Source organism: Paenibacillus sp. EB106-04-04-XG159 (assembly GCF_058791835.1).
This window is the reverse complement of record NZ_JBYTDY010000039.1, coordinates 1-1,729: the sequence shown is the minus strand read 5'-3', so window position 1 is coordinate 1,729 and position 1,729 is coordinate 1. Positions and strand designations below refer to the sequence as shown.

The 1,729-nt window shown below is 39.9% G+C and carries 2 protein-coding genes; both read left to right on the top strand.

The features are described 5' to 3' along the window. Window positions 1-73: 73 nt before the first annotated feature. Window positions 74-763, top strand: a complete 690-nt coding sequence (locus tag AC3WTP_RS23245; protein WP_492397001.1) for a helix-turn-helix domain-containing protein — start codon at window positions 74-76, stop codon at window positions 761-763. Between the two features lie 20 nt (window positions 764-783). Beyond that, window positions 784-1,638: an IS3 family transposase gene (locus AC3WTP_RS23240; RefSeq protein ID WP_492397000.1), complete on the top strand. Its 855-nt coding sequence runs from the start codon at window positions 784-786 to the stop codon at window positions 1,636-1,638. Window positions 1,639-1,729: the final 91 nt, after the last annotated feature.

The following is a 1,729-nucleotide window of genomic DNA, read 5'->3' as shown; positions in this document are numbered from 1 at the left end:
TGATATGCTCCCATCATAGTAGACAGTAGATAAAACAAAAACTTCTACTGCTACAATGATGGGAGTTTTTCTGATGTCTAAAAGAAGTTCAACTTCTTTTGAAATTAAATTACATGTTGTTCAGCGATGCTTAGAACACAAATCAAATCCAAACTTTGAAGCGAATCAGCTAGGGGTTAGCTTACACACAGTTAAAGAATGGATAAGAAAATATAAATCAGATGGTCTAGATGGCTTAAAGGAATCGCATACGTGGAAATCATATTCAAAGGAATTGAAGCTTGCTGCAATTAAAGATGTGTTGTCTGGTCATTACTCCGTAGAAGAAGCGACAAAGAAGCATCGTATTTCGAGTAGAAGTGTTTTGGGGAAATGGATTACCAAGTATACTAATGAGATAGAATTGAAACCTACACATAAAGGAAAAGGACTATCTCATATGAACAAAGGACGTAAAACAACTTTCGAAGAACGGATTGAAATTGCACAATATACAATCGCTAATGGTTTGGATTATCAGAAAGCGATCGAAAAGTACGGTGTATCTTATCAGCAGGTGTACGCCTGGGTTCGGAAATATCAAGCAGGCAGTGAGGATGCTCTTAAGGACAATCGCGGTCGTAAAAAGCCTGTAGAGGAACTAGATGAGCATGAACGTCTTAAGCTACGGATCAAGGAATTAGAAGCTCGAAATGAATATCTAGAGATGGAGAATGCCCTCGCAAAAAAGTTGGCGGAGATCAAGCAACGAAATACACGTTAACCCTCGTTCGACAAGTAGACTTGTATCAAGCGATTCAAGAACTGAACAAAGAAAAAGGTTACGCAATTACGAAGTTGTGTGCGTTAGCAGGGGTTGCTCGATCTGCCTATTACAAGTGGTTAAAATGGACGCCATCCGCCAAAGAACTTGAGAATTATACGCTAGCCAAAGAAGTGAATCTTCGCTATGACAAGCGAAAAGGGATACTTGGCTATCGTCAAATACGCACTCAATTGAACCGAAAGCTCAAAAAGAAGTACAACAAAAAGCGTTATTACCGAATTATGCGTGCTCTTGGACTCAAGGCAATCATTCGCAAAAAGCGACCGCACTATGTGAAATCCCCTGAGATCCATGTAGCTGAAAATGTAATGAACCGTAACTTTGATGCACACTCTCCAAACACAAAGTGGTGTACAGATGTGACGGAACTGAAATATGGAAATGGTCGCAAAGCCTATTTAAGCGCCATTATTGATGTATACGATAACTCCATTGTTTCATGGGTATTAAGCCATTCCAATAACAATGAACTCGTGATGGATACGCTGAAGAAGGCTTTCGAGAAGAATCCCGGTGTAACCCCACTCCTCCAAAGCGACAGAGGCTTCCAGTACACGTCTCATGAGTATAATCGACTCCATGTAAAATACGGGTTTGTGAAAAGCATGTCTCGTGTGAGCCGATGCTTGGATAACCAACCTATTGAACGATTTTGGGGCACTTACAAATCAGAAAGCTATTATCACACAAAGTATGATACCTATGAAGACGTCCTCAAAGACGTTAACGAATATATTCGCTATTACAACAACTACCGATATACAGAGTGTTTGGATGGTTTATCACCAAACGAATACCGACGATCTGCATAATGAAAAAACCTCAGCTCTGTTAAACCGAGCTGAGGAAAATAAACCAACTGTTTTTGTTTTTTACACTGTCTACTTGACAGGTAGCACTTCA